Below are 26,178 nucleotides of genomic sequence, written 5' to 3'. Positions count from 1 at the left end.
GGCCTTACCTCAAACTGTCTTTGAGTTTTTTCAAATCATAATAACGGGTGCGAATATCGTCACGTAATACGGCCGCGCGTCTATCCCTTAAACGCTCAAGGGAGGCGAGTAACACAGGCAATGGTGGACCACTGGCGGTCACTTTGGCTAAATGTTGTTGTTCCATGCTGACCGAAGGCTCAGCAATATACTTAGTCACTAATTCATTGTGATGTTGAATCGCAGTTTGCCCATGTAATTCACAGACTTCGATAAACAGCTTGAGATTTTCTTGATACCAGTCCTGATGCACACAGCCCTTGGCCTGCAAAAAGTCATCCATCAAATTAGGGCGGCGCATGCATTCCCGCAAGATTTGCTGATCCTCCGGCATCATGTATAAAAACTTATCCACCAGCATTTGCGAATAAGATGCTTCGTTGGCAAAACATAAACCTAGGGTTAAATCGATAACGTTAATCCCAGCAAAGTCGCCCGCATTGGCGCCACGATACACCACAGAACCAACCCGATAGGGTTTGTAATATGGGCGGACACAGTAGAAGAAACGGTCCGTATCTAAACGATTGAATAACTGCGTATTCGAATCAATCACATCCTGCAATGCCTGCTTAGCGACGCGCAGTAAATCGTGACTAATTGGATGAGAAATCCCCAAAGGCTGGATTTTTAATAGCGCATCAGCTGCACGTTTATAGGCCAAAATGCCTTTAGTGTTGTAATCCACAAACAGTTTTTCATCGGGCAGATCGGTAAAGCGTTTGTAGATACCATTATGGGCGCGGTTATGGGTGGTTAAATGGGCGGTAGCAAAGCGCGGCGTGACTCCAATTGAGGCGCCGATATGCATCGCCAGCGCTGACGCTTCAAGAAGTGGCGAGGTGGTCTCCCGTGTTGGCTCAGTAATTTCATGGCGGCGGCAGGCGGCCATATACAGGCCAACATTGCCTAGCAAATCAAAAGCACTATCAAAGCCTTCGTCGGTATTGCCCTCATCGAGCAAAGCCTTAATCAGCCCTCGCCCTTCGCTTTCTAGAGTTTGCTTAAGCTCGGTACCGATATCTTGCACATTAGCACGGTCGATCTGCTGGTAATAAAGCTGTTCAAGCTGCGAGTTGAGTTCTACAAAGCGGCTGCGGATCCACTCATCGAAGGCTTCGGTATTATAGGTGGCAGGTTTCACTTGGACATCCTTGGCGATTGTTATGGTTATTTTTACCGGAGCAAGTACTAGGGCATGTTTCACTTGGCTACAGGCGCCATTAGCGCTTCCGAGTTAACAAGGATGCAACTTCTGGCGACACGTTTCTAGCGCTAGCTCAAATTTATGAAAAATCTAATGCCACTTTTTATTTACACCTTGCGCCAGCGCAAGTTATCAAAGTCAATCGCCTCGCAAAATAACGCCAAATACAGCTAGTCCTAATACAAATAGCGCGGCAGGTTCCGCAGGGGTAAATCAAAATGATTTTAATGGAATTTATTGTCGTACTCGGCTGCTTGCTACTGGGCACCCGCTATGGTGGTATGGGGCTCGGGTTGATAAGTGGTATAGGTTTATTTTTACTGACGTTTGTCTTTGGTCTCGCCCCCGGACAGCCACCAGTGCAAGTGATGTTAACCATTCTTGCGGTTATCGGTTGTGCCGCCGTGTTGCAAACCGCAGGCGGCTTAGATGTGATGATGCAGTTTGCCGAACGTTTACTGCGCCGCCATCCACAGTACATCACCATTCTGGCACCGTTAACTACATGGACGCTCACCTTTTTGTGCGGTACAGGCCATGTGGTTTACACCATGTTCCCGATTATCTCTGACATTGCCCTGAAGAAGAACATTCGCCCAGAACGCCCCATGGCGGTGGCCTCGGTCGCCTCACAAATGGCGATTTGCGCCTCCCCTGTATCAGTCGCCGTCGTTTCTATGGTATCGATTTTGGCGGCACAGTACGGTGTTGGCCATGCCTACAGCATGCTGGACATTTTAATGGTGTCGGTGCCAGCCTCCCTTTGCGGTGTGTTAGTGGCGGCACTGTGGAGCCTACGTCGCGGCAAAGATTTAGATAAAGACGAAGAGTTTCAAGAGCGAATTCAAGATCCTGTGCAAAGAGCCTTTATCTACGACAAGGGCGAAACGCTACTGAATCAAACCTTCCCCAAAGAAGCGTATTGGGCAACAGGGATCTTCTTTGCCGCTATCGCCGCAGTGGTGTTACTTGGCTCCTTTAGCGAGCTGCGTCCAGTGTTTGAAGAGAAAGGCAAGCTCGCGCCACTGTCGATGAACTTAGTGATCCAAATGATGATGTTGATTGCAGGCGCCTTTATTTTGATGAGCTGCAAAGTCAAGCCGGCTGAAATTGCCAATGGTCCGGTTTTTAAAGCGGGTATGGTGGCGATATTCTCGGTATTTGGCGTGGCGTGGATGAGCGATACTTACTTTATCAGCCATATGGATGTACTGAAGGAAAACCTCTCCCACGTAGTGCAAAACCAGCCTTGGACCTATGCCCTAGTGCTGTTTTTAATCTCCAAACTGGTCAATAGCCAAGCGGCCGCGCTCACGGCGATTGCACCGATGGGATTAGCTTTAGGTGTCGATCCTAAGCTATTAATTGCTTTTTTACCCGCCAGTTATGGCTACTTTGTGCTGCCCACTTATCCAAGCGATTTGGCCTGCATCGGTTTCGATCGCTCAGGTACCACTAAAATTGGTAAGTTCATCATTAATCACAGCTTTATTATCCCAGGACTGATTGGTGTTAGTACCGCATCAACCGTGGGTTATCTGTTGGCAACTGCGCTACTGTAAAGTTAGTTTGCGTTAATAAGCACATATAATCAGGCCGATAGCACATTAACGCTATCGGCCTGACGAATTAAAGATGTGCAAGCGCTCAGTACGAAAGTATTAAGCTCCCGCCACACTCCCTTATCAGCTAGACGTCTTTAGCAACAGCAGCATACAATCCCGCCTTATATCATGCTGAATCAATTTATCTTTTGAGAATGTCGTACTAAAGATGATTAAAGGTTTTCGCTTATGGATGCTGATTGTGGGCCTAGGGCTTAGCGTAAGTTTTCTCGGCTATCAGTTGCTTACACGCTATCACTTCAACACTGATCACCAAGTGGGTGACATTATCGACTCCCTCAATGGAATCGAGATTTACTATAACGGTGGCGTTAACACTAATGAGGGACGCAACCTCTCCCTCGACGGCTATAACCTCGGCATAAAATATCAATGCGTAGAATTTGTTAAGCGCTACTTTTACCAACGATATCAACACAAAATGCCTGACAGTTTTGGGCACGCCCGGGACTTCTTCGATAATCTGCTCACTGATGGCAGTTGGAACGAAAAACGTGCACTGCGCCAATTTACCAATGGCAGCCAAAGCAAACCTATGGCTGATGATTTGCTGGTCTTTGCCCCATGGATGTTTAATCCCTATGGCCATGTCGCCATTATCGCGGCCGTCACGGACAATAGTATCGAAATTGCCCAGCAAAACCCCGGTCCATTTGCCCCATCAAGGGAATATTTTCCCTTAGAACAACGGGCTGGACTCTGGTATATAAACGCACCACGCGCCAAAGGATGGTTACGTTGGGAGGCAATAAGCCCTAAGGTGATAACAGAAACGGGCGGCTTTATCGACCCTGCGATGGCCATTAAGGAATAAGCTATGGGGATTTTTAACTGGGTAAAACAGCTATTTGCCATAAAAGCGACAACTCGCTCGCAGGCAACGGATCTTCAAGCACTCTTTGGTGGCGAGGCAACTGCGAGTCTCACTTTACCTCGCCACCAAGCTTATCCCTTAGTCACGCCAACAACTGAGACTGAATTATCCGCCTATCAACTCCATTGCTTGCTGAATGATCAAGATAAACAGCGACTCGACACTTTACTTTGCCAGGCGGGATTCGAGCAAATTGTAGGTTCTGATGCGCCATTTAATGGCGTACTGCATCACACACCAACCTACAGACAACAGTATTTTTACAGCAATATGCAGATTTTGCGGGGTTCTGCGTACTGCTCATCACCAATGATATCAATCTATTGCAACAGCTTATTACCTTTAAGGCCACGCCGCCTGCTCCTTGGGAAAGTTTTCCCGATGTTGATCCTGATACACTTGGGAGTTTGCAAGGGAACCTTGAGTTTTGGTGCGATGCGTTTTGGCGCCCCTATTGGTTATCACTTGGTGAAACCGAGCGCCTGCAATATCCGACAAACTGGTGTGAATTCAGTGAGTTTCACTAAAAGATTTATGTAAGAGATAACAATGAAACTGAAATATATCGCATTCATTCTCGCACTCTTTTTCCTTGCCGGATGCTTGGTGCCAGAACAACCTATCATCCCCGTAAAAGGTGCCACGAATAAGGATTGGAATAGCCAAACCTTTTGGTATGAGCCTTGGGGAAGTTCGGGCACACACAAGGGTATCGATATATTTGCGGCCACGAGTACCCCGGTTATCGCACCAACGCCCATGCTACTGCTGTACAAAGGTGACTTTTTTAAAGGCGGAAAAGTCGTTGTTGGACTCGGCCCTAAATGGCAAATGCATTATTTTGCGCACCTAGGCAGCATTGAAGCATCGACAGGCTTATTCGCGACAGGTGGAGAAACGCTAGGCACAGTCGGTACGACTGGCAATGCTCAAGGTAAACCACCCCATTTGCACTATTCCATCTTAAGCCTGTTCCCAAGACCTTGGCGAATAGACACTTCAACCCAATGATATAAAAAGGCTTTTTATCTCAATCCCATTGAGTATTTAGAGGCTAAGTAAGCTTTATTGAGGATTTAACTGTTAGAGATTAACGGCTCACTCAACGGGCACTTCTAGCTCATTTTCTGCCGCGAGAGCCTGTGCAACTCGTTCTGCTTTCGCGATATATTTAGGTTTATTACTGGTGTGAAGCTTGGCATTAGCTTTTTTCGCCTTCTGCTTAAGCGTTTGATTAATCTTCTTTTTGCGGTTCATAAGCGCTGTATCTGAGCAATATTCAAGCCGACATTATAGCCATCCTTAGCCACAGCAACAAATCAGTAGGATGAAGATAAACCCTCAATCTTAATACACCTATAATTGCTATCCGAGTCACAAGTTGCAAAAAACGCCACATTTTAGCTCGTTTGATTTACAGATCGACTAGACAACCTTGAATGACTTCCTTATCATCCGAAGTTAATAAAAATCACTATCATTTGCAATGTTGTTTAACGGAAGAGTCTGATGCCAAGGAATTCGGTGTAGCAAATTCACACGCCCTTAGCAGGAAGTTATATGACGTTCAAAACCTCGTTTGTTGCTCTCGCTGTCTTTGCAGCACTCACCCAATCCGCTATTGCACAAGAAAAATCCGACACGGAAATAAATAAAAACAAAGAAATAGAAAGAATTACCGTGACCGCGAGCCGTATGGATAAATCCCCAAGCTCGATTCCTAATACAGTGACCATTATCGACCGCGTGCAACTCGAAGAACAGTTCCGCACCACCAAAGATCTGTCGACCATTATTGGCAACTTAGCGCCAAGCTTTTCACCAAGCCGCCAAAAGATGAGTAATACGGGTGAAACCCTGCGTGGTCGTGCACCATTAATTATGATCGATGGCGTGCCGCAATCGAACCCGCTGCGCAGCGGTGGCCGCTCAGGACAAACTATCGATCCTGCAATGATTGAACGCATTGAAATTATTCACGGCGCCAATGCGATGCACGGCCTAGGCGCACAGGGCGGTATTATCAACTACATCACCAAAAAGCCCACGGGCGATAACCAGCACGTCGCTAGCTTTGATGTCACAGTCCCTGACTCACTCAAGTCTAACGGTGTCAGTTTTGGTGCCAGCTATGCGTTTTCAGGCGAGTCAGAATTGATCGATATGCTAGGCTCGGTCAGCTATCGCAATAACGGGGTTTACTACGATGCCAATCACGATGTGATTGGGGTAGATACCACGCAAGGCGAGTCCATGGATAGCCAGAGTAAGGACTTCTTCATCAAATTAGGCCACAACTTTACCGAGTCGCGCCTAGAGTTGATGGTTAACCATTACAACATGGATAACAATGGCGACTGGATGGCCGTAGCAGGTAATAAACCCAATGGTATTCCAACCGGTGCCGTGGAACAAAAACAGCCCTGGGAAGCGGCTAATAACCAAGTCACCACCACCAGTTTGACCTATAGCCACGAAAACATTGCAGGCCAACAGCTCAACATGCAGTTGTTTAATCAAGACTTTAAAGCAGTGTACGGCGGTGGTTGCTTCGATAGCTTCTACGATCCTTCCTTTGAAGGCAGCGATCAAGTGGTTCAATGCGGTGTAAATAGCAAAGGCGAACACTTATACTACGAGCAATCACGCAACTCTTCGGTTAAATGGGGCCTAAAAACTTCGTTAATCGCGAAAAACATTGCCGATACTGGCATCGATGCGGCCTATGGTATCGACTTGTTCCGCGATACGACTGAACAGGACTTAGTGAAAACTGGGTTCTCTTGGGTACCTGAAAGCACCTATGATAACTTCGCGCCGTATCTACAGTTAGACTATGATTTAATTAAAGATTTAACCGTATCAACCGGTGTGCGTTACGAACACGCTACCCTCAATGTTGATGACTACAAAACCCTCTATGGTGCTGGCAATAAGCAAATCGCGGGGGGCGAAGCCACCTTTGATGAAACCTTATTCAATGTCGGTTTATCCTATAAAATCACGCCGGATATCCGCGTCTACACTAGCTACAACCAAGGGTTTGGCATGCCAGACATTGGCCGTATTCTGCGTGACGGAAACAGTTTCCCCGGCGCCAATCCAAGCATTAGTGACTCTTTAGCCTTAACTCCAATCGTGACGGATAACGTTGAATTGGGTGCCGATTATCAAGGTAGTTTCTTAAGTGCTAAGATTGCTTACTACCGTTCTGCTACCGATTTTGGTGCCCGTTTAGCCTTAAACAGCGACGGTTTCTATGATGTAAAACGTGAAAAAAGCGTCATTGATGGGATCGAAGCGAATGTCACCGCTTATCTGACAAGCAATGATGATTTGGGCATGAACATCGCACTGCAACGGGGCGAATACGATGTAAACGGCGATAATAAGGTCGATACCGATCTCGATGGCGCCAATATTTCCCCGAATCGTATCAACTTATTCTGGACCCACAACTTCGATAATGAAATGTCGACACGTGTTCAAGCAAATTACTTTATGGACCGTGATTTTGAAAATGCCAAAGGTGCTAAATATGCCGAGTTTGATGGTTACACCACTGTCGACGCGTCATTTTCAATGCCGCTCTACACGGGTACCTTAAGCATTGGTGTACAAAACCTGTTTAATAAGGATTATTTCAACTACTACTCACAAACCATGGGTACAAATGATCGTTATTTCAAAGGTATGGGTCGTACTGCCACTATAGGTTATACCGTGGCGTTTTAATTAACGAACAGGTGAAATCGATAATCAGCGCAACTTAGGTTGCGCTTTTTATTGGCTCATTGAAACACGCTACACCTTAGTGACAACGGTAGGGCGGGAACCCGAAAAATAAACACAGCACTATGATAATTAACAGATCTTTGCCTACGCCCGCGTTTAAAAATACCACAACGGGAGGCAATAGAATCGCAATAATGACTCATAGTCATTTGTTTATATCGACAGCAGGCCATCCTTAAACCGTAATAAATGACGAGTAAGCAGTTTTTAACTTCGTCGTTAGCCCACCGGTTTGCAACCATTGCATTATCAACCTGTGGCTTGGGCGTTGTGGCACAGGTCTTCACTTAACATTCAGTCCATTTCAACAAAAATGCCAAAAGCCATCTATAGTTAAAGGAAAATTGAACGCCGCCATGGAATTTGATCCCCAAGCCCTTCTACTGATTAAATTTATCTGTCTACTGACAGGTACAGCCGCTATTGCATGGGGATTAATCGCCAAACCATTGAACATTGCCAAATTAGCCAGCATACGCTTTTCCCTTGCGAATATCTGTGTATTTATCGGCATCATTCTCAACACTCTAAGAACCGAATCAAATAGTTACCTCTACTGGTTTTGCGCAGATATTGTTATCTTACTCGGATTTATCATGCTGCGTTGGGGTACACAATATCTGTTCCGCTTACAGCACAGCACTAAGCTCGATCTCACTATGCTCGCAATCACCGCTGCACTCATGTTGATGGTTCCCCCAAATGTCCAATCTCAGCCGATACTCGCCATGCTTTTTTCAGCAAATGCAGCACTATCTTTTGTGATGCTCAGCCGAGATAACTATTACGCTATCCGCAGAGAGACTGGCAATAAGATTGCGATTGCCATGATCACCCCCTTAATCGCGATGGCTATCATCTTCATGATTCGGTTTTTCATCGCCCTGTTATCGCCGAGTGAAACGCCAATATTTATTGCCATGCACACAATTGAAGCCATTCCTGTGCTGTGGTTTTATGTATTCTTAGCCTTACTTATCAATATCCTGATGATAGGTAATGCGATGACTCGTCTGGTGAGTAAAATCAGAATGTTGGCTGAAAAAGACCAGCTCACAGGGCTGTGGAATCGACGCGCAATGCAAAAAAGACTCACCACAACCCACCAACGCTGGCAGAAAAATGCAGAGCCTTATAGCGTGATCTTGCTCGATCTCGACCATTTCAAACACATAAATGATCACTATGGTCATGATGTTGGTGACCTCGCCCTGCTGACGGCGGCAAGATTATTTAACTCGGTATTACGGGAACACGATGTCCTGTGCCGTCATGGTGGGGAAGAGTTTTTGGTTTTACTGCCAGCCACAAGCGCACCATCCGCAAGAGCCGTTGCGGATAAATTACATCGGGTACTGAGGGAAAATCCGATTAACTGGCAGGATAAAAAAGTCCAACTTTGCGCAAGCGTGGGTTACGCCACGATTTATCAAGGATGTCAGCCAGACAAACTATTGATTGAAGCCGATCATGCCATGTATCAAGCAAAGTCTGAGGGGCGCGACCGGATCTGCCAAGCATTCCCCTCCCAATAAACACCTATCGTTCAGGCCAATCTAAAGTCTCTGGTGCTTGCCAAAATGTCAGCGCCTCACTGACAGCCTCAGTTAAAAAGAGCTCACCCTGCTCAGGCATATCAAGATACGCATAATTCTGCCAACTGCCATCCTCATGTTGATAACGAAAATGCAGGCAATAGGCGTGCAAATAACAGCGGTCGGCGACATCGGAGCCATAGAGGGCATCGCCTAAAATCGGTACCCCAAGGCTAGCAAGCGCTACCCGTAACTGATGGGTTTTACCCGAATGGGGTTTGAGCAAATACAGCCTTAGCCCATCGCCAACACTGACGGAAAAGAATTGGGTAATCGCTGGATTTTCTTTGGTACGCAGTAACTTAAACATACTGCGGCGGGATTTAGCCATATCGCCAATCACCCAGCCTTGCTTCTTTTTAGGCTTACCTTTAGCGAGGGCGAGATAGTATTTCTGTACTCGATGGGCGCTAAACAGCTCAGTCAACTGCCGCGCAGCCGCCGGATGTTTGGCTAACAGTAACAGCCCTGAGGTCGGGGTATCGAGCCGATGCACGGCAAAGAGCTTAATCCCCAAATCATGCTCCAGCTGCGCAACGACACCCGCGGTGCCATCTTGGCTGTGAAAGTGCACATTCGGCGATTTAGAAATAACAAGAAAATCAGCCTCATTGGCTATGATTCGGTACATGGGGTTCCTAACACTGTCACGCGGATATTGGCCTAAAACTGGATAGTAACCACAAGGCCAGGATGATTATCCGAAAGAGTAATTTGCGCATTGTGCCGCGACAGAATCGCTTTGACCATAGATAATCCTAAACCTGTACCCTGCAAATGGCGGCTGGGGTCGAGCCGCACTAGACGCTCAAATACTCTTTCCTTGCTGTCATCGGGGATCCCTGGACCGTTATCGCAAATCTTAATTTGGGCACTGGATTGAATAATATCGATACGTGCGCCTTGGCCTGAATATTTCATCGCATTGTCGACCAAGTTATATAAGGCTTGGAACAACAGATACTTGTCACCATAAATTTTATGGTCAGATAGCAGCGACAGGCTCAAGGTTTGCTCATTCGACTCCGCAACTGCATCGGCCATTTCCAGCAAATCGGTACATAGCTGCGCCAAACTCAGCTCCTGCAAATCTAAGGTTTGCTGCCCTTCCTCAATGCGTGTCAGCGAGAGCATGGCATCGAAGGTCGCAAGGCAGTGGTCAAGCTCTTCGGTCAAAATCGCACAGCCCTCACTGATTTCATCGGGAGATTTGGCCGCCAACTCCTCAAGACCAATGCGAATATGGGATAAAGGCGTGCGCAAATCGTGGGCGATATTGTCAGTCACACCACGCACCGCCATCAGGTTATTCTCAAGAATATCCAGCACGTTGTTAAATTGCAGCGCCAACATATCAAACTCGTCCTGACGCCAACTGAGCGGCAGACGCGTATCATAATGCCCACGCTCAATTTGCTCACTTAAACGGTTGTACTGCACTAAACGGCGTAAAATTGCTTTAGAAAACAGATAGCCCAGCGCTAAGGTTAACACTATGGTCAACATCACGGCCGTGGCCGCTGCGCTGATAAATTTATCGATGAGTGTGGCTAAGTTGTCGGTACGGGTGGCGATAAGTACGGGGCCATAGCGGGTCATCACTAGACCGCCAGTAAGGATATGCAACTTATCAGGGCCGCCAGTCAAAATCGGGAAATCCCGGGTTTGCGGCAGCATGGGCATACCTTCGGGCATAAAGCTTAAGGCGCCAACCATATCATAGCTATTGCGCCAAGCGATAAGCGCCGTCTGCGGATCGGCAGCACGAATTTGCGCCGCAAAACTGCGACGGTCGACAGTAAGAGCAAGCTGCTGATAGCGTTGGGTTTCTGACTCGAGATACTGAGTCACTTGGTACTGCTGTTCGATAATAAGTTGCCGATAAAGGGCAAACAGCAAAGCGCCTATGATCACAGTCACTAAGGTCGAGAAGATAATAGTGATGCGCCAGGCGCTGCTTTGGTAAGGCTTAATGCCTTTGGCGTAAGCGATAACCCGCTCCCCTTACGGTTTCAATCAATTCACCGTGGCCTAACTCTTCAAACTTGCGACGTAACTTGGCGATATGCACGTCGATCACATTGGTACGGGGATCAAAGTGATAATCCCACACGGCTTCAAATAATAGCGTCCGACTAATAACCTGATTAGCGTGCTCCATCAGATACTTAAGCAATTGGAATTCTTTGGGTTGCAGCATCAAATCGTGGCCATCTAAGGTCACGTTGCGTGTTAGCAGCTCCATTTTTAAGCCGCCGACCACCAGATCTGTGGTAATAGGTACAGATTGGCCCCGTTGCATCAACTTTTCGGCACGTACAAGCAGCTCCGAAAAGGCAAAGGGCTTAGTCATGTAATCATCGCCGCCCGCACGCAGGCCTTTTACCCTTTCATCCACATGGGCCAGCGCCGACAGGATAAGCACTGGAGTTTGGTTGCCAGTTGCTCTAAGGGCGGCCAGCAGTTTCAACCCATCGAGTTGGGGCAACATGCGGTCGAGAATCAAGAGGTCGTACTGACCACTCGTGGCTTGCAGTAGACCTTGATGACCATCGCTGGCGGTCTCAATATTATGTCCCTGCTCAAGAAATCCTTTAACGATGTAGTCGATCGTTGTCGCATCATCTTCAACTAAAAGTATTTTCATCTGTATGCTGCGCTCCCCTGTCTTCACTTAGCGGTAATACTCAGCGTGCTAATCCCACTTAAGTAAAGGTAACTGTCGTAAATTTTCAATATCGAATGCCAATTTATACTTGCCTGTATCGTCCAGCAACTTTAACTCTAAGTAACTGATACCTAAGTCATGGTCTAATTTAGCATCGGTTAGAAAGGCCTTATGATCCTGAGTCGCCATTGCAATAATGCCGGAGAAGGTTTGATGCTTAGTGCTGATAAGGCGTGCGGCTTCCACCTCGCCGACATCATCGGCTGTGACTTTACCCGCTTTTTGTTTCAATAACTTACCATCTCGCGCCCGATATTCGAAACGGGTAATTGCATTCGCCAGCGGATTAATCAACTCAAACTGGTAGACCAATTCGCCTTCCTGCATTTCCATTTCAAACTCGGCAATCACGCCAGGAAACTCCTTCTCAATTTGCTGCATCACGCTTAACGGCGGCTGATACTCACCGCTCGAAAGCATCGAATACATGCTCTGGGCTGCGGTGGCAATCCCAGATACCAACATGAATCCTAGCAACCATAGTCTCATGGTTCCTCCATAAAAATCGGCTAAGTTTGTATCTTATGAGACAATCAGTTAGATGTCGATGGCGTACTAAAGTCCCATCGCTTTTATCCCTGTTTGCCCATGATGGCGCCTAGTTCATCACTCATGTGAATTGCTCAATCCACTTGATTCAAACTCAGCAAACACTGACGAATGCATTCAGTTTACCTAATAGCGACTGAAACACCGATGGAAACAAGATTAAGCTTTGATCATCTGGGGATTTTGAAGCATGACATTTACCGTAAAAACCCATCATTTAGCCATTTAAAATCACACTAATTGAATTTCAGCGGGTATTTTAGCGCATCTGTGTCATCAAAAAGCACGATTGGCAATGCAATCCCGTTGTTCTAGAGTCAACTAAACGGCCATTTAAATCGGAGTGCATATGAAACCAATTACACGCTGGATTAGCTTAAGTTTGCTACTGCTTGCAGCATTAAGCGCCTACGCCTATGGCAGCGCCACAAGCGCCGTGACGTTTATCATCTTAGGTATGCTGTTGGAAGGAACATTTTGGATGGGATTACTAGGTAAAAAACGTCATTAACCTACTCTAAAATATGAATTTGCTCAGATTTGAGCGCAACCGTGGTTTGCATCCCCTTAGTTAGGCCAAGCTTCTGTGCGAGATGAAGTGACACTTCCGTATTAAGCTGTAGTTTAGTCCCGGTAGCATAACAGACGACCCGCACCGACTCGCCCATCACAAGTAAAGAGTCGATAGTCACATCTAACTTATTAAAACTACGGCATAAACGTCCATTTGAAATGGCGTTAAATCGAATACCCTGATTGGGGATGACCCAGCGAACTTTACTGCCAACACTGCGGTCTTTGCCAAAATCACTGGCGATCAGCTGCTCACCAAATTTGAGCCAGGTGATGTCTTTAGTGCGATCTTGAAACACCACTTCGCCATCGAAAATATTCCTTAAGCCCATCTGCCGCGCAACGGCCTCGTTACGTGGCCGCGATAACACCTCAAACGGCGCACCCTGCTGTAACATCTGGCCTTGGCTAATCAAGATCATCGAATCGGCCAGCAGCAGTGCTTCGTTTAAATCGTGGGTCACCATAATCACTGGGCAAAGCAGTTGCTCTTTGAGTCGAGCAAGTTCGAGATACAAACGCTCACGAGTTTCTCTGTCCACCGCTGAAAATGGCTCATCGAGCAGTAGCACTGAAGGTTCACGGGCAAGGGCGCGAGCAAGCGCAACCCGCTGGCGTTGACCACCGGAGAGGTGCATAGGCAGTCTATCGGGCAAACCATGTAAATTAACCCGTTCTAACCAATCCTTCGCCCTAGCAACTCGCTCCGACTTGGGAATATGGTCAAGCCCTGCAACCACGTTCTCGAGCGCGGTAAGATTGGGAAATAAGCCAAAATGCTGTGGCATATAGCCAATATGGCGCTGCTGCGGCGTTAGCGCGGTGCGGCTTTTATTGTCGAACCATGGCGTTTCACCAAACACAATACTGCCCGTGTCGGGATGATTCAGCCCAGCGATCATCCGCAGTAACGTCGTCTTACCGCCACCTGAAGGCCCAACGACCGCTAACACCTCACCCGCCTTACAGCTAAATTCGGCACTCAGTTTTATATGCTTATGGTTTTGGATCTGGCAATGCAGATCAGCGATGATTTGCGTCACCCTGACCTCCTAAACGCCGTGACAAACTGGTAGTTAGAGCCAATGCGGTAATCGCAAATAACAGCAATACCAGAGACATAGTACCTGCTGCGCCAAAATCGAAGGCCTGCACGCTGTCATAAATGGAGATCGATATCGTCTTGGTTTCGCCAGCGATATTCCCGCCCATCATCAACACGACCCCAAACTCACCGAGTACATGGGAGAAACACAGCACTATGGCGGTCAACACCCCCGGCCAGACCATAGGCAATTCAATTTTAAGTAGAATTTTAAGTTTGCTCATGCCGCAACAAGCCGCAGCATCGCGCACATCATGGGGAACTGCTTCAAAGGCGCGCTGTATCGGTTGCAACGCAAACGGAATATTCACCAGCACGGATGCCAGCACTAACCCCGAGAAATGAAACACTAACTGCTGCCCGGTTAGGCGCTCTAACCATTGCCCTAACCAGCTTTGGCTGCCAAGCCCAACCAACAAGTAATAACCAATCACAGTTGGCGGTAAGACTAGGGGCACCATGATGAGCGCCTCAACCCAGGACTTACCCACAAACTGACGATAGGCCAAGGCGCGCCCCGCCAGAATCGCCAGCGGGATCAACACCAATACCGTGATGCTACTGAGTTTGACCGATAACCAAAGCGCCTGCCAATCCATTTCTGGCCTTACCGAGCGGGTAGACCAAATCCGTATTGCACAAATACGGCTCTGGCGGCATCAGATTGAAGATATTGATAAAAACGCTCCGCAGTTACCCCCGCTTTAGGCGTTAGCACCATACGCTGATAAAGTGGGCCGTGAAGATCTTCGGGTAAAGCAATTGCTTGGCCTAATGCTTTAAACTGGGGCGCTAAGGCAAGCGATAACGGAATAATACCGCCTTGAGTGGAGCCACTCACGGCAAATTGCGCCGCTTGGGAGGCATTTTCACCTAGGATTAGCTTGGTTTGTAGACCATCCCACAAGCCTAGTTTTTGCAACAGTTCACGGGCGCGTTCGCCATAGGGCGCATGCTCAGGATTAGCAATCGCAAAGCGCTCCAACTTACCCGCGGCGAGTAGGGCTTTTACGCCGTTAAGTTCAGTATCCAAGGTTAAAGGGGACTTGTTTGGGGCGACTAAGGCTAGGCGACCCACCGCGTATTGCACGCCTTCATCGCGGGTAAAGCCCGCTTTTTGCAGCTCATGGATATAACGCTCATCGGCACTAAGCAACATTTCAAATGGCGCACCATGTTGAATTTGCGCGACAAAATTACCCGATGAGCCGTAGGAGACTCGCACCTTGAGCCCAGTTTCGGCGCTAAAGTTTTTAACAATATCATCGAGGGCAAACTTGATATTGGCGGCGGCCGCAATCGCAGGCACTGTCTCGGCGCGGCTAACGGTAGGCATCAAAGCAACACAGAACGACAATACTAGAGAAAATACTAGACCCCAGATTTTGCCTAACCCTGTCACACCGTGCATAAACTCACCTCTCAGTCTCGCCTGCTGCTAGCTCAGTCTTACGTTAGTCTTTGTGTTGCCACACTTGCGCCGCTTGCTCGTCGGCATCCTTGGCCTCGACCCAATTCTTGCCCTTGTCCCCTGCTTCTAATTTCCAGAAAGGGGCTTTGGTCTTCAAAAAGTCGATTAAGAATTCGCAGGCCGCAAAGGCCGCTTTGCGATGGGCACTGGTGACACCAATAAACACAATTTGCTCACCCAGCGCCATCGTGCCGACACGGTGGATAACCGTAACGTTATTGAGCGGCCAACGCTCACGCGCCTCGGCAACGATTTGCTCAAGAACACGCTCCGTCATACCGGGATAGTGCTCTAAAGTCAGGTCAGTCACCACTGAACCATCGTTAAAGTCGCGCACTTTGCCAACAAAAGTCACAACCGCGCCATCACTATTATCTTGGGCTAATTGGTGGTATTCATCGGCCACATTAAAATCAACAGTTTGCACCCGTACATTCGGCAGTAAACGCATATCAACCTCCGGTCACAGGTGGGAAGAAGGCGACTTCATCACCATCACTCACTTGGGTATCCCACTGACTGATGGTTTGATTTACCGCCACCAGTAATTTGTCCGAGGCTAACACTTTGGCCCATTTATCATCTTTAGCCGCTAAAGTTGCCCGCAATCCTTCTGCGGTTTGTGTCTGCTCGCTCGCTTCAACACTCAGTTGTGCCGTCCCTAAAAGCTCACGAACTTGGGCAAAAAACAACACGTTAATCATATTCTTATCTCGCTTTACGTTATTCAGCTTTAAAGTGTCCCGACTTGCCGCCGCGTTTTTCGAGCAGGCGCACCTGTGAAATCACCATGTCTTTCTGCACGGCTTTGCACATATCGTAAATCGTCAGCGCTGCAACAGAGGCTGCCGTGAGCGCCTCCATTTCGACACCGGTTTTGCCGGACAATTTACACAGACTAGTAATGCGAACACGATTGTGCTCAGGCTGAGCCTCGAGCTCGACTTCGACCTTGGTTAGCATTAATGGATGGCATAACGGAATTAAATCTGAAGTCTTTTTCGCCGCCTGGATCCCCGCTATACGGGCGGTGGCAAACACATCGCCCTTATGGTGGCTGCCGCTCATGATCATCTCGAGGGTCGTGCTCGCCATCTCGATAAAGGCTTCGGCACGGGCCTCACGCTCGGTCACGGCTTTCTCGGTCACATCGACCATATGGGCATTGCCGTCGGCGTTAATATGGGTAAATACATTGCTCATTGAAGCGATCCTTTAAACTGCTGCTAAATTCAAGCATGTGGGAAATTGAGCGCAATCGCAAAACCTAACTAAATGAAAGATAACGCGATAAGCAGACTAAAACCTAAGTTAGATTAACCGCCAATCGAGGCCAAATGCTGAGTTACGCCAGTAATGCCCTGATGCAGATAATGGGTTTCTTTCTTCTGTGCCAGTTGACCATGTAACCGCTCGATTAATTCCGCTTGCTGACTTGGGTGCTGCAGTAGATCACGCAAATCGATGCCGGATTCGGTAAACAGGCACAAATGTAACTTACCTTTAGCCGATACTCGCAAGCGATTACAGCTCGCGCAGAAATTAGTGGCGTAGGGCATGATCAAGCCGATACGGCCCTTAAAGTCACTGTGGCTGAAGTTTTGCGCAGGGCCATCGTCGGCACGGGGCGTATCCAATTGCCAGCCGTTGGCAAGCAACTGAGCTTTAATATCGGCACCCGCTAAGTGGTGGGCTTGGAAATACTCGCGACCAAGGCCGGTTTCCATTAACTCAATAAAACGCAGATCGATGGGCGTGTGCTTAATCCAATTTAAAAAGCGCGGTAAATCTTTATCGTTCATGCCTTTGAGCAATACTGCATTGACTTTTACGCGCTCAAAGCCCGCGGATAATGCAGCATCGATACCACGCATCACCTCGTCGAACTTATTCTCGCCGGTGATCTGGTAAAACATCTTAGGATCTAAGCTGTCTACCGACACATTGATGCGGCGCAGACCAGCATCGAACCACTCTTGGGCATGCTTCTCGAGCCTATATCCATTAGTGGTAGTGGCTACGGTATGAATACGCGGATTATCGGCAACGACTCGAATAATATCGGTAAAATCTTTACGCAACGTAGGTTCACCGCCAGTAATACGGATTTTTTGAGTGCCAACGAGGCTAAATGCGGATACTAGGTTTTCTATCTCACTGAGAGATAAAAACTGTTGCTTGCCATTCGGATGATAACCATCGGGGAGGCAATAGCTGCATTTGAAGTTACAAACGTCAGTGACTGACATCCGTAAGTAATGAAATTTACGACCAAAATTGTCTTGTAATTGAGACATGATCACCTTTCCAAGTGTGGGAGGCGAGTGCATTTCTTTACTCACCCCAGTGGCCTTATTGCCACGGCTAACCCCCATATCTGTTGACTTAGGTAGGCAAGCTCGGAGAACCGTCAGCCGTGATTATAAGCCGAAAGTATTGGCTAGCTATACCCCTAAACAGGTATTTCTTGATCCGCTTCAACTGAGCGTGAACAATCTGTGACAGTGCTCACCCAAAGATTTGTCATTCTTTAGGCTAAACAGCCTGCTTAGCCCCTGTGCCCTGCGGTGATTTTGAGGTAAGGTGGACATTAGTAATAAAACGCCCGTTTACAAACAAACTACAACACCCGATATAAATTGGGGATAAGCGAAGGAAAAGGTGAACTGATGGAACGCGAATCAATGGAATTCGATGTTGTTATCGTCGGCGCTGGCCCAGCTGGCTTGGCGACTGCGTGTCGATTAATGCAGATATCAAAGGATTCAGGTAAAGAAATTACCGTTTGCGTGGTAGAAAAAGGCTCCGAAGTGGGCGCGCATATTCTATCAGGCGCCGTATTCGAACCAAGGGTATTAGACGAGCTATTCAGCGACTGGCGTGATAAAGGTGCCCCCGTCACCACAGCCGTGACCCACGATGAAATCTATCTACTCAACTCCGCTACCGACAGCAAACTCATGCCCAATGCATTTGTGCCGAAAACCATGCACAACGAAGGCAACTATATTGTCAGCGTAGGTAATCTCTGCCGTTGGCTCGCGACCCGTGCCGAAGAACTCGGCGTAGAAATTTTCCCCGGCTTTGCCGCCAGCGAATTACTCTTCAATGAAGATAACAGCGTGAAGGGTATCCTGATTGGCGATATGGGCGTCGGCACCGATGGCCAACCCAAAGACAGCTTTATGCCCGGCATGGAGCTTCACGCCAAATATACCGTGTTCTCAGAAGGCTGCCGTGGTCACCTAGGCAAACAGCTGATCGCGAAATACCACTTAGATAATGGTAAAACACCACAACATTACGGCCTAGGCTTTAAAGAAATCTGGAAAGTGCCCGCCGAGCAACACGAACAAGGTAAAGTGGTGCACACAGGTGGTTGGCCATTAACCGATGGCGCCTCGGGTGGTGGCTTCCTCTATCATATGGAAGACAACCAAATAGCAGTGGGGTTAATTATCGACCTCAACTACAAAAACCCCCATTTAAGTCCATTCGATGAGTTTCAGCGTTATAAGACTCACCCAGTCATCGCCAAATACTTAACTGGCGGCGAGCGTTTGAGCTATGGTGCACGTGCTATCACTAAAGGTGGCCTGAACTCACTGCCGAAGATGAGTTTCCCCGGCGGTTTGCTGATTGGTTGCGATGCGGGCACTTTAAACTTTGCCAAGATCAAAGGCACGCATACCGCCATGAAGAGCGGCATTGTCGCGGCTGAAACCTTAGCTAAGGCAATGATGGCCGAGGTCGAAGGCGGTAAAGATCTGGATTGTTTCCAAACCCATCTGGAAGAAAGCTGGTTACACGAAGAGCTATATAAGTCGCGCAACTTTGGCCCGGCAATGCATAAGTTTGGCACTTTCCTTGGCGGTGCATTTAACTACATAGATCAAAACTGGTTCGGTGGTAAGTTCCCGATCACCCTGCGTGATGAACACCCAGACTATGCACAAATGGCCCCAGTAAGCGCCTACAACAAGATTGATTACCCCAAACCCGATGGCAAACTCAGCTTCGATAAGCTCTCTTCAGTCTACCTGTCGAGCACCTATCATGAGGAAGACCAGCCTTGCCATCTACGCCTAAAAGACAACAGCATCCCGCTCGGGATAAACCTGACGCAATTTAACGAGCCCGCCCAGCGTTACTGCCCTGCTGGCGTCTACGAAATTGTTGAAGAAGCGGGTCAACCGAAGTTTGTTATCAATGCGCAAAACTGCATCCATTGCAAAACCTGTGACATTAAAGATCCTAGCCAAAATATTACTTGGGTGACGCCCGAGGGCGGCGGCGGTCCAAACTACCCGAATATGTAATCTCTACCGAAGAAGGCGCTCATTGAGCGCCTTCTTTTTACTTGCCTTACCCCTACATTTTGGCCACAATTGCACCATAAAAATCACATGCTTCAAATCAGCAACTCATTTCCATCTATACTCTACATAACAAGATCTACCGCAAGAGCAACAGGTTAGGCCAAATAAATGTCTTGTACGCTGTTTTATTCGGCATTAGACCAAAACTAAGGTTAACTTTTAACATTTCTGTCCGATACTAAGTCATTGGTAGAAAACGTCGACCGATATTTCTAAACGTATAACACAGGCATATTGATATTTATGATATTTAATAACCTTACTATTAAGCAGAAAATTCTGCTGACAGTGGCATTTGCAGTGCTGCTATCAACCATTCTGGTGGGCGTGCTCAGCCAACGCAGTGCTAAAAATGTGGTTCAGCAACGTATGCTCGGGTCGGAAATGCCTAGCCTAATGATGCAAATCCGCAACAAGATTGAGCTGGATATTTCGAGCTTAATGAATGCAGCTGAACAACTCGCCAGCAGCCGTATGTTACTGCAATGGCTTGAAAATGGCCGCCCAACGGAGCAAGAGCCCCACGTCGTTGCCCAATTAAAGGACATCACCCGCCAATATCATTTGGCCCAAGCCTCCTACGCCGATAGACAAACCGCAGCCTATTATACTCAGGACGGTTTTTTACGCGTACTCACGCCCGCCCAAGATGGGTGGTTTTTTGGTTATCGTGATAGCGGCCAAGAGCGGATGTTAAACGTATTTACCGAAGCCAATGGTGAGGTAAAACTCTTTATAAACTATCAACAACCTAACGGTCGCGGACTTGTTGGTCTCGCCAAATCCCTCGATGATATGGTGCGGCTCCTCGACTCTTTTAAGATTGAAAAAACCGGGTTTGTCTACTTAGTCGATGCCAAAGGCGAGGTAAAACTACATCCAGACGCCAGCCAAATTGGCAAGAGCAGCCTCAAGAGTTTGTACTCGGGCGCCAACATGAGTTCATTACTCAATCGTAGTGATTTCAATCTTATTAATACCGATATCCAAGGTGAAAACACCTTTGTTGCCAGCAGTTATATTCCGTCGATGGATTGGTATTTGGTTGCCCAAGTACCTGAAGCCGAAGTCTTCGCCCTGCTGACAGATGCCGCCTACCAGATCCTAATTTGGACCGTAATCATTGCCGCGGGCTTTATCATGCTCGCCATTGTGGTAGCAGGTTCAGTGAGCCGTCCTATCGCCCAAGTCGCAGCAATGTTCCATGATATCGGTGAAGGTGAGGGTGATTTACGCCAACGCTTACCTGTAAATGGTGAAGATGAAATTGCCCAACTTGCCCAAGGGTTTAATAGCTTTATCAGCAAAATCCAAGATTCCGTGATTGAGGTAGCACAGACCAGTGAACAACTCGGCCTCTCGGCGAAAGATGTATCTAATCAAGCGCAGCAAACCCTTGAAGATAGTCATGAACAAAAAGACCGCACTATGATGGTGGTAACGGCCATCAATGAGATGGGGGCAACCGTAAATGAAATCGCCAGTAATGCAGCCCAAGCCGCTGTCGCCGCGAAAGATGCCGATACAGAATCCAATAGCGGCCAAGTGGTGGTAACGCGTGCCCGTGACACTATCAATCAGCTCTCCCATGATGTGGAACAAGTAGGTGAAGTGATTGAATCCCTCGCGACTCATACCAAATCTATCGGTGGCATCCTCGATGTGATCCGTGCTATTTCGGAGCAAACCAATCTATTAGCCCTCAACGCCGCGATTGAAGCTGCACGCGCAGGTGAAGCGGGACGTGGCTTTGCCGTAGTTGCCGATGAAGTCCGTAATCTGGCATCACGTACCGCAGCCTCTACTAACGAAGTCCAAGGTATGATCGACAAGTTGCAATCTGAAGCAAGCCGCGCAGTTAATGCCATGGCACAGAGCCGCGCTCGCTCACACGAAGGTGTAACAGCGGTTGATGAGGCTAGCCAGTCTTTGGTTGGCATTAGCGATCGTATTGGTCTTATCAGTGATATGAACATTCAAGTCGCTGCGGCAACAGAAGAGCAATCAACAGTGGTCGAAGATATTAACCGTAACGTGACCGAAATTAACGACATTACCCAACGCACCGCGAGCACAGCCCAAGCTGCGGCGCAGGCCAGTTTAGCGTTAAATCAACTCGCCCACCGCTTGGATACCTTGGTAGCTAAGTTTAAAGTGTAATTGTCAAACACAAAGATATTGATATAGAAACGCCTTAGTGGGTCTCCCTAAGGCGTTTTTATTACATAACTTAAAAGGCGATTAGTTATCGGAGAGAAACTTGATTGTCAGTGGATAGCGATAAACCTGCCCTTCACTGGCCTTAACTATGCCTAGGATAGTACAGACTAAGTCCAAAATGCCGAGGATGATAAGCAAGATAAATCCAATGCCTACAAACGCTAATATCCCACTGATGATCACGTAGATTAGTAGGCTTAGCTTAAAGTTCAGACAGCTGCGCCCACATTGATCGACAAAAGCCGACTCTTCACGCTTCATCAGCCACAAAATGAGCGGACCAAGGATGGAGCCTAATGGTACTAAATACCCGATTAAACTAGAGGCATACACCAGTAAACCAAAATCTTTCTCGCTCTTCGTCACTGACTCTATCATGACACTTTCCCTGTATTATTGTTTGAAATATAAAAGTTATTAGCTCTTTGGGCCATACAAACGCATTTGCCAATCTTCGACTTGCTGCGTTGCTAAGCGGCGCTGTAGGCTATTCACCCAGCTTTGTGCCAGCCCTTCACAGGAGGCGAGTCTATCATAGGCTTTAGCGTTATATTGAGGAGAAAAATACAGCGCCATCGCCTCGGCAACGCTGATATCAGTTTTACGCTCGACTAATTCTATCTTGTCGCTTAACTGAATCACACCTGGGATTAATACTCTGTAAAACCAACCGCATAACTGACTCTGCTGCATGGCAAGGGCAAAGTCTCTATGGCCAAATTGCAGGTTCAATTTAAAGCAAGGTGAGCGCGGCTGAGTCACTTGCACTGTGACGGCACCGATTTGCAGCACATCCCCTATATTGACCTCGGTTTCATTTAAGCCAACCGTGCTGATATTTTCACCCATGCTCGGTGCATCTTCGAGTTGGGTGATTAAATCCCAACGACGGTATTGACCATAATGCTCACGGGGAAAATGATGCAATACTCGGTCAAGTCCGCCATGATGTTTAGGATCAGCCTGTGCATCGCCCTCCACATGGTCGACATTTACCACTAATTGCTGCGCCGATTTTTTACCGTCAATGCCAGTTGAAATGCCGCTAATTTCTTGCAGGCTCGCCCCTAAATACAAACCCGATAATCTGTTTACCAATAAGGTCGACATTGGTTACTCCCATCATTGTCGCCACACGGGGCCAAATAAAAACGCTAAGTATTACATACTCTAAACAAATAGAGCGTGCTCTAAGATCTGGATATCACTGATTTAACACTACTTGATTACGGCCAGCTTCTTTCGCTTGATATAAAGCTAAATCGGCTCGTTTTATTAAATCCTCTGCCGGTTCAAGCTTTTGATATTCTGCAACACCAATACTGACTGTGATAGCAATATGTACTCCATTGACCTTCAACTCGCGCTGAGAAATCGAATCACGGAAACGTTCCGCCAACTCTGCCGCATGGCTTAAATCCATCTCTGGCAATAACACCAAAAACTCTTCCCCACCCCAACGGCAAAGTATATCTTGCTGTTTTAGCTGGCTACGTAGCAGGTTAGTGACCGTTTTTAGCACTAAATCACCAATACTATGACCATAGCTATCATTCACTTTTTTAAAGTGGTCGATATCGACAAGGAGAACTGAAATAGGAGTTTGCGACAAATTAGCTTTGTCTAATGCCTGATGGAAATACTCTTCAAAGACTTGTCGATTAGCTGCACCAGTGAGTTTGTCAGTTGATGCCATAACCTCAAGTTTGCGCTGATAGCGCCCTAAGGTCATGTTTGAAATAAACAAAATACCTATGGTCACGACCAAACTTAGGGCTAAGTTCCCCCAAAAGGTATTAAGCAGTTCTTGTTCTTGCGGAGCATCTTCTTGCTCAACAATTAAATACCACTTGAACTCAGGCACTAATCGACTGTTTAAGTAGACCGTTTTACCGTTGCGCTGATAGCTAAATGCGGCGCTTGGGCTAGTTAAAATGCGCGTTGATAGTTGCTCCAAGCCAGTGCTGGCTTGCAGTGAATTAGCGCCATCATATTCATCACCATGGAGAGTGACATTCCCCTGTCTATCGGTGAAAAAAACCCGACGGTTATAACGCTTTTGATAGAGTTCAATCAGCGCCTTGACCTTTTCAACTGCAAGGCCAACGCCAGTAACCCCCATAAACTTACCTTCAAAATCAAAAACTTTATAGTTAACAAATACGGTTGTTTTAGTGCGATCAGCGGTATCAGCATCGATATTAATTTCATAATGTTCTGATTCTGGTAACGAACGGACACGAAAATACCAAGCATCATTAGGCTCAATATCTTGGATTTTCTTTAACACCCCCGATGAGTGGTAGTAGTTGCGACTCTGTTCTGAAACAAAAAAACTGGTGACAGTATCGTACTTATCCTGGATTTCTTTCAGATAACGGATCAGCTTTTCAGGCTCTTGCTCATGGTTTAATGTCCAATCACGCACAAAGGTATCCTGTGCCATAAGGGAGGAAATAAAGATCGGACGTAGTAGATCTTGTTGAATTTCTGAATAAATATTATCGCTTGTTAAAGGTAAAGTATTACTTTCAATTTGCTGACTCAAAGAGTCATGGGCCACTTTATAGCTAATACCACTGGTCACTAAAAAGGCAACTAGCAACAACACAGAAAGTAGCCAAATAAACTTCTTTTTATCATTCCAAACGTGATTGCCCATTTCCAACTCCAACAGCAGTAGGCTTATTATTTTGTAGTAGCGTGGTGAGTTACCTAAATGTTAACGCAATCCCTCAATGACCGCACAATATTTCCGCTATATGAATGTTCTTCGACGAAATAACATTATTCGAGGTAAAAAAATGCCCCGTTGGGGAAACGAGGCAAACAAGCGAACCAACAAAATGGGAGAAAAGCGCAAGCAAACGTTAAAGGACAAGAGCTCTCCGTCACTGTGCACACTTTATCAATCCAAGATGACAGAAAAATGACCTCCAAATTGTTTAACACTTGCAGCCCATTTCCAGCATTATGCTTCTAAATACTGTTTTAAAGCTTCACCAGGAATAGAACTGTCTGTTGCGACTGCAAAAGCCGCCCAAACAGCACCTTCAGCCATTGCTTGAGTGATAGATTTGCCAGCACAGAGTCCATGAATAAGCCCAGCAGCATAGGCATCCCCTGCACCCGTGGTGTCGACAACCTCAGCAGGCACCGCAGGCACATGCTGCACATCATCTTGGGTATAAACCTTCGCGCCACGGACACCATCAGTCACCACAAAATAACGTAATGATTCCCCACCAATGCTTACACCGTAATCCCAAGAGGCGACATCACATCGTCCATGCATATCACTCATAGAAGCAAGTAGTACATGGCAAGGGCGTGGTCTATCATCCTTGGCAAGTTGCGCGATCACAAGGCAATGATCGAGTGCCGTTTTAGCCCAACTTACAGTCCCTTCCGCTGATGTATTAAAATACAACGCATCCCAATGCTGCCATTTTGGTGGAACCGATAACTCAAAAACTGGCCGCTGCGGGCGGATAATGGTGCGCTCACCGTCAGGAGTCATCACCAGCAGCATCTCACAGGTATTCCCTGCGCGGCGCTGCACTAAACGACAATCAAGCCCTTGGGTACTAGCCTCGGCGATAGCCCAATCCCCCATTTCATCCCGACCCACTTGGCTGACTAATGCAACTCGATGACCAGCCCAAACAAGTCCAAGCCCCGTATTCGCCCCACCGCCGCCTAGCCGTTGACCGCCATCTTGATAATGAAAGCGACCACCGGTTTTTAAAGGTTTATCAAGGATTAACACGCGGTCACAGTTAAGGTTGGCCACCAGCAAAATATTTGCCATGACAAGGCTCCATTGAAAGAGAATACCACGCCCAACCGGGACACGTTTGGGGCTAAAAGAGCCCCCAATCTAGACCAAAATGCGAGGTGGCACAATCTGAGTATCTAATACCTATTATTCATCAAATGTCAGCTTAAACGGGCTTTTGTTGTAAGACCTTGACCATAATCAAATTCAGCAACACCACACATTCAGGCTAAACAGTTA

27 protein-coding genes and 1 riboswitch are annotated in these 26,178 nt (G+C 47.3%); of the genes, 9 read left to right on the top strand and 18 right to left on the bottom strand.

From position 1 onward, the window contains the following. Nucleotides 1-4: 4 nt before the first annotated feature. Nucleotides 5-1,183 (bottom strand): PrnB family protein, encoded by a 1,179-nt coding sequence (locus CEQ32_RS17950; protein WP_047539708.1) that lies wholly within the window; start codon nucleotides 1,181-1,183, stop codon nucleotides 5-7. A 281-nt stretch (nucleotides 1,184-1,464) separates the two neighbouring features. Here CEQ32_RS17950 and CEQ32_RS17945 point away from each other — a divergent pair, with 281 nt between their 5' ends. The 4 genes from CEQ32_RS17945 (at nucleotide 1,465) to CEQ32_RS17930 (ending at nucleotide 4,756) form a co-directional block, all read left to right on the top strand. Then, nucleotides 1,465-2,808 carry an anaerobic C4-dicarboxylate transporter gene (locus tag CEQ32_RS17945; RefSeq protein WP_088586532.1) on the top strand — a complete coding sequence of 448 codons (1,344 nt, stop codon included), beginning with the start codon at nucleotides 1,465-1,467 and terminating at the stop codon, nucleotides 2,806-2,808. Between the two features lie 211 nt (nucleotides 2,809-3,019). Continuing rightward, entirely contained in the window at nucleotides 3,020-3,685 is a 666-nt protein-coding gene (locus CEQ32_RS17940; protein WP_037425039.1) for a CHAP domain-containing protein, read from the top strand. A gap of 3 nt (nucleotides 3,686-3,688) precedes the next feature. Then, on the top strand, nucleotides 3,689-4,285 hold the full coding sequence (locus tag CEQ32_RS17935; RefSeq protein WP_374910873.1) for a hypothetical protein: 597 nt from the start codon (nucleotides 3,689-3,691) through the stop codon (nucleotides 4,283-4,285). Between the two features lie 9 nt (nucleotides 4,286-4,294). Next, a complete protein-coding gene (locus CEQ32_RS17930) occupies nucleotides 4,295-4,756 on the top strand; it encodes a M23 family metallopeptidase (protein ID WP_088586531.1) in 462 nt (153 codons plus the stop codon). An 87-nt stretch (nucleotides 4,757-4,843) separates the two neighbouring features. Here CEQ32_RS17930 and CEQ32_RS17925 read toward each other — a convergent pair whose 3' ends face one another. Then, nucleotides 4,844-5,002, bottom strand: coding sequence for a DUF2986 domain-containing protein (locus CEQ32_RS17925; RefSeq protein WP_037425046.1), 159 nt, complete (start codon nucleotides 5,000-5,002; stop codon nucleotides 4,844-4,846). A gap of 303 nt (nucleotides 5,003-5,305) precedes the next feature. Here CEQ32_RS17925 and CEQ32_RS17920 point away from each other — a divergent pair, with 303 nt between their 5' ends. Next, nucleotides 5,306-7,480: a TonB-dependent receptor gene (locus CEQ32_RS17920; protein ID WP_037423169.1), complete on the top strand. Its 2,175-nt coding sequence runs from the start codon at nucleotides 5,306-5,308 to the stop codon at nucleotides 7,478-7,480. 76 nt (nucleotides 7,481-7,556) lie between these two features. On the opposite strand, the gene CEQ32_RS17915 is transcribed toward CEQ32_RS17920, so the two are convergent. After that, on the bottom strand, nucleotides 7,557-7,676 hold the full coding sequence (locus tag CEQ32_RS17915) for a YqaE/Pmp3 family membrane protein (protein ID WP_224022102.1): 120 nt from the start codon (nucleotides 7,674-7,676) through the stop codon (nucleotides 7,557-7,559). A gap of 220 nt (nucleotides 7,677-7,896) precedes the next feature. On the opposite strand from CEQ32_RS17915, the gene CEQ32_RS17910 reads away from it, so the two are divergent. Further along, nucleotides 7,897-9,075, top strand: a complete 1,179-nt coding sequence (locus CEQ32_RS17910; protein WP_088586530.1) for a GGDEF domain-containing protein — start codon at nucleotides 7,897-7,899, stop codon at nucleotides 9,073-9,075. Nucleotides 9,076-9,079: 4 nt separating this feature from the next. Here CEQ32_RS17910 and CEQ32_RS17905 read toward each other — a convergent pair whose 3' ends face one another. The 4 genes from CEQ32_RS17905 to CEQ32_RS17890 are packed head-to-tail and all read right to left on the bottom strand — an operon-like array spanning nucleotide 9,080 to nucleotide 12,352. After that, nucleotides 9,080-9,766, bottom strand: a complete 687-nt coding sequence (locus CEQ32_RS17905; RefSeq protein WP_088586529.1) for a TIGR01621 family pseudouridine synthase — start codon at nucleotides 9,764-9,766, stop codon at nucleotides 9,080-9,082. Nucleotides 9,767-9,798: 32 nt separating this feature from the next. Continuing rightward, a complete protein-coding gene (locus CEQ32_RS17900; RefSeq protein WP_088586528.1) occupies nucleotides 9,799-11,055 on the bottom strand; it encodes a sensor histidine kinase in 1,257 nt (418 codons plus the stop codon). Nucleotides 11,056-11,104: 49 nt separating this feature from the next. Continuing rightward, on the bottom strand, nucleotides 11,105-11,782 hold the full coding sequence (locus CEQ32_RS17895) for a response regulator transcription factor (RefSeq protein ID WP_011621087.1): 678 nt from the start codon (nucleotides 11,780-11,782) through the stop codon (nucleotides 11,105-11,107). 48 nt (nucleotides 11,783-11,830) lie between these two features. Next, nucleotides 11,831-12,352, bottom strand: a complete 522-nt coding sequence (locus CEQ32_RS17890) for a hypothetical protein (RefSeq protein WP_069454050.1) — start codon at nucleotides 12,350-12,352, stop codon at nucleotides 11,831-11,833. 409 nt (nucleotides 12,353-12,761) lie between these two features. On the opposite strand from CEQ32_RS17890, the gene CEQ32_RS17885 reads away from it, so the two are divergent. Next, nucleotides 12,762-12,923 carry a hypothetical protein gene (locus CEQ32_RS17885; protein WP_088586527.1) on the top strand — a complete coding sequence of 54 codons (162 nt, stop codon included), beginning with the start codon at nucleotides 12,762-12,764 and terminating at the stop codon, nucleotides 12,921-12,923. A 1-nt stretch (nucleotide 12,924) separates the two neighbouring features. On the opposite strand, the gene CEQ32_RS17880 is transcribed toward CEQ32_RS17885, so the two are convergent. The 7 genes from CEQ32_RS17880 to moaA all read right to left on the bottom strand — a co-directional run bounded on the left by CEQ32_RS17880 (nucleotide 12,925) and on the right by moaA (nucleotide 17,858). Next, a complete protein-coding gene (locus tag CEQ32_RS17880; protein WP_088586526.1) occupies nucleotides 12,925-14,028 on the bottom strand; it encodes an ABC transporter ATP-binding protein in 1,104 nt (367 codons plus the stop codon). Next, on the bottom strand, nucleotides 14,009-14,689 hold the full coding sequence (gene modB, locus CEQ32_RS17875) for a molybdate ABC transporter permease subunit (RefSeq protein WP_088586525.1): 681 nt from the start codon (nucleotides 14,687-14,689) through the stop codon (nucleotides 14,009-14,011). The genes CEQ32_RS17880 and modB overlap by 20 nt, the downstream gene beginning before the upstream one ends. 8 nt (nucleotides 14,690-14,697) lie before the next feature. Next, nucleotides 14,698-15,501, bottom strand: a complete 804-nt coding sequence (gene modA, locus CEQ32_RS17870; protein WP_088586524.1) for a molybdate ABC transporter substrate-binding protein — start codon at nucleotides 15,499-15,501, stop codon at nucleotides 14,698-14,700. Nucleotides 15,502-15,544: 43 nt separating this feature from the next. Next, nucleotides 15,545-16,012, bottom strand: coding sequence for a molybdopterin synthase catalytic subunit MoaE (gene moaE, locus CEQ32_RS17865; RefSeq protein WP_088586523.1), 468 nt, complete (start codon nucleotides 16,010-16,012; stop codon nucleotides 15,545-15,547). Between the two features lies 1 nt (nucleotide 16,013). Next, nucleotides 16,014-16,265: a molybdopterin synthase sulfur carrier subunit gene (moaD, locus tag CEQ32_RS17860; protein WP_037423143.1), complete on the bottom strand. Its 252-nt coding sequence runs from the start codon at nucleotides 16,263-16,265 to the stop codon at nucleotides 16,014-16,016. Between the two features lie 19 nt (nucleotides 16,266-16,284). Beyond that, on the bottom strand, nucleotides 16,285-16,764 hold the full coding sequence (gene moaC, locus CEQ32_RS17855; RefSeq protein ID WP_011074083.1) for a cyclic pyranopterin monophosphate synthase MoaC: 480 nt from the start codon (nucleotides 16,762-16,764) through the stop codon (nucleotides 16,285-16,287). Nucleotides 16,765-16,877: 113 nt separating this feature from the next. Continuing rightward, the gene (gene moaA / locus CEQ32_RS17850; protein ID WP_037425068.1) at nucleotides 16,878-17,858 is read right to left on the bottom strand and encodes a GTP 3',8-cyclase MoaA; all 981 of its coding nucleotides are present in this window, start codon (nucleotides 17,856-17,858) and stop codon (nucleotides 16,878-16,880) included. Then, nucleotides 17,846-17,978, bottom strand: a riboswitch (molybdenum cofactor riboswitch). (Overlaps the previous gene by 13 nt.) Before the next feature lie 252 nt (nucleotides 17,979-18,230). Between moaA and CEQ32_RS17845 the strand changes: the two genes are divergently transcribed. Both CEQ32_RS17845 and CEQ32_RS17840 read left to right on the top strand, forming a co-directional pair. Then, the gene (locus CEQ32_RS17845) at nucleotides 18,231-19,880 is read left to right on the top strand and encodes an electron transfer flavoprotein-ubiquinone oxidoreductase (protein ID WP_037425071.1); all 1,650 of its coding nucleotides are present in this window, start codon (nucleotides 18,231-18,233) and stop codon (nucleotides 19,878-19,880) included. Between the two features lie 303 nt (nucleotides 19,881-20,183). Next, the gene (locus CEQ32_RS17840) at nucleotides 20,184-22,100 is read left to right on the top strand and encodes a methyl-accepting chemotaxis protein (protein WP_047538600.1); all 1,917 of its coding nucleotides are present in this window, start codon (nucleotides 20,184-20,186) and stop codon (nucleotides 22,098-22,100) included. A gap of 81 nt (nucleotides 22,101-22,181) precedes the next feature. On the opposite strand, the gene CEQ32_RS17835 is transcribed toward CEQ32_RS17840, so the two are convergent. The 4 genes from CEQ32_RS17835 to CEQ32_RS17820 form a co-directional block, all read right to left on the bottom strand. After that, nucleotides 22,182-22,538 (bottom strand): DUF4870 domain-containing protein, encoded by a 357-nt coding sequence (locus CEQ32_RS17835; RefSeq protein WP_037423127.1) that lies wholly within the window; start codon nucleotides 22,536-22,538, stop codon nucleotides 22,182-22,184. A gap of 39 nt (nucleotides 22,539-22,577) precedes the next feature. Continuing rightward, nucleotides 22,578-23,270, bottom strand: coding sequence for an MOSC domain-containing protein (locus CEQ32_RS17830; protein WP_088586522.1), 693 nt, complete (start codon nucleotides 23,268-23,270; stop codon nucleotides 22,578-22,580). Nucleotides 23,271-23,364: 94 nt separating this feature from the next. Then, on the bottom strand, nucleotides 23,365-24,822 hold the full coding sequence (locus tag CEQ32_RS17825) for a sensor domain-containing diguanylate cyclase (RefSeq protein WP_047538607.1): 1,458 nt from the start codon (nucleotides 24,820-24,822) through the stop codon (nucleotides 23,365-23,367). A gap of 309 nt (nucleotides 24,823-25,131) precedes the next feature. Then, a complete protein-coding gene (locus CEQ32_RS17820) occupies nucleotides 25,132-25,971 on the bottom strand; it encodes a PfkB family carbohydrate kinase (protein ID WP_037423122.1) in 840 nt (279 codons plus the stop codon). Between the last annotated feature and the right edge of the window lie 207 nt (nucleotides 25,972-26,178).

The organism is Shewanella sp. FDAARGOS_354 (assembly GCF_002209245.2).
Lineage (GTDB): Bacteria > Pseudomonadota > Gammaproteobacteria > Enterobacterales > Shewanellaceae > Shewanella > Shewanella xiamenensis.
The sequence above is the reverse complement of the archived record's forward strand: the minus strand, read 5'-3'. Positions and strand labels throughout refer to the sequence as shown.